The sequence below is a fragment of the Rhizobium sp. NZLR1b genome (assembly GCF_019685155.1).
Classification (GTDB): Bacteria; Pseudomonadota; Alphaproteobacteria; order Rhizobiales; family Rhizobiaceae; genus Rhizobium.
Window position 1 is genome coordinate 2501 of the sequence record NZ_JABDWC010000051.1, and the last position, 2500, is coordinate 5000.

Below are 2500 nucleotides of genomic sequence, written 5' to 3' on the forward strand. Positions count from 1 at the left end.
CGAGCCCAGTTCTGTTGATCCTATGGATGGCCTAGCCGGCCGGATATAGGGGAAGGACTGGAGTAGGTAGGAAGCTTGTCGCTCTGGGTCGTTGTTGTTTGGTCATCTTTAGGGGTGAGCATCTGACGGACGACTTGATTACCGTTGCCTGACCGCGCGGTATCGGATCCAATCTCGAGAAGCTGGTCTTAAGACAGGCTGCAAGTGGGCTGCTCGGCGTAGCTCCAATAAAGCAGACCTGTCGAACACGTCGATGGCATCATGAAATGATCCGGTTGTAAAAGGTAACCGGATTTTGGACTGACTGCACGGCAATCGCAAGGTTGTCCGGATGGTCAGATTTGGAACCCCTCTGAGCGCAAGCGAAGAGGATAGGAATTCCAAATCCAAATATGGATGAGCATTGGCAATGAGAACGATTAAGTGTCGTAAGGGCATTTGGTGGATGCCTTGGCATGCACAGGCGATGAAGGACGTGATACGCTGCGAAAAGCCGTGGGGAGCTGCGAATGAGCTTTGATCCATGGATCTCCGAATGGGGAAACCCACCTTAAATGCTTGGGAAATCGAGCGTGCCGTTGGCACGTTAGTGATTAGAAATTAGTGATGAGTGAGCAGTGAAAACTACTCACTATGGACTACCGACTAATTGCTGCGCGTCTCGACGCGCTCGGTTTCCAAGCATTGTGATAAGGTATCTACACCTGAATACATAGGGTGTAAGAAGCGAACGCAGGGAACTGAAACATCTAAGTACCTGCAGGAAAGGACATCAACCGAGACTCCGCAAGTAGTGGCGAGCGAACGCGGACCAGGCCAGTGGCAATTGTGATTAAAGTGGAACGCTCTGGAAAGTGCGGCCGTAGTGGGTGACAGCCCCGTACGCGTAGATATCATGATTGTCCTAGAGTAGGGCGGGACACGAGAAATCCTGTCTGAACATGGGGAGACCACTCTCCAAGCCTAAGTACTCGTGCATGACCGATAGCGAACAAGTACCGTGAGGGAAAGGTGAAAAGCACCCCGACAAGGGGAGTGAAATAGAACCTGAAACCGGATGCCTACAAACAGTCGGAGCCCGCAAGGGTGACGGCGTACCTTTTGTATAATGGGTCAACGACTTAGTGTAACGAGCAAGCTTAAGCCGGTAGGTGTAGGCGAAGCGAAAGCGAGTCTGAATAGGGCGTCATAGTTCGTTGCATTAGACCCGAAACCGAGTGATCTAGCCATGAGCAGGTTGAAGGTTGGGTAACACCAACTGGAGGACCGAACCCGCATCTGTTGCAATAGATTGGGATGACTTGTGGCTAGGGGTGAAAGGCCAATCAAACTCGGAAATAGCTGGTTCTCCGCGAAATCTATTTAGGTAGAGCGTCGAGCGAATACCCCCGGGGGTAGAGCACTGGATGGGCTATGGGGACTCACCGTCTTACTGATCCTAACCAAACTCCGAATACCGGGGAGTACTACTCGGCAGACACACGGCGGGTGCTAACGTCCGTCGTGAAAAGGGCAACAACCCTAACCTCCAGCTAAGGTCCCCAAGTCATGGCTAAGTGGGAAAGGATGTGAGGATCCCAAAACAACCAGGATGTTGGCTTAGAAGCAGCCATCATTTAAAGAAAGCGTAACAGCTCACTGGTCTAAATAAGGGTCTTTGCGCCGAAAATGTAACGGGGCTGAAGCCATGCACCGAAGCTGAGGATGTGTAGCAATACACGTGGTAGCGGAGCGTTCCGTAAGCTGATGAAGGGAGACCCGTGAGGGCTCCTGGAGGTATCGGAAGTGCGAATGTTGACATGAGTAACGATAAAGAGGGTGAGAGACCCTCTCGCCGAAAGACCAAGGGTTCCTGCTTAAAGTTAATCTGAGCAGGGTTAGCCGGCCCCTAAGGCGAGGCAGAAATGCGTAGTCGATGGGAACCACGTTAATATTCGTGGGCCTGGTGGTAGTGACGGATTGCACAAGTTGTTCATTCTAATTGGATTGGATGGGCAGCGGAGCGGTTCCAGGAAATAGCTCCACCGTATAGACCGTACCCGAAACCGACACAGGTGGTCAGGTAGAGTATACCAAGGCGCTTGAGAGAACTATGTTGAAGGAACTCGGCAAATTGCACGCGTAACTTCGGAAGAAGCGTGACCCCATTCTACGCAAGTATGATGGGGTGGCACAGACCAGGGGGTAGCGACTGTTTATCAAAAACACAGGGCTCTGCGAAGTCGCAAGACGACGTATAGGGTCTGACGCCTGCCCGGTGCTGGAAGGTTAAGAGGAGAGGTGCAAGCTTTGAATCGAAGCCCCAGTAAACGGCGGCCGTAACTATAACGGTCCTAAGGTAGCGAAATTCCTTGTCGGGTAAGTTCCGACCTGCACGAATGGCGTAACGACTTCCCCGCTGTCTCCAACATAGACTCAGTGAAATTGAATTCCCCGTGAAGATGCGGGGTTCCTGCGGTCAGACGGAAAGACCCCGTGCACCTTTACTATAGCTTTACAC

1 rRNA gene (only partly in view) is annotated in these 2500 nt (G+C 52.0%); it reads left to right on the plus strand.

Going from position 1 to position 2500, the window contains the following annotated elements:
- Positions 1 to 417 precede the first annotated feature (417 nt).
- Positions 418 to 2500, plus strand: a 23S ribosomal RNA gene (locus tag HJB84_RS33325) (it continues 797 nt past the right edge of the window).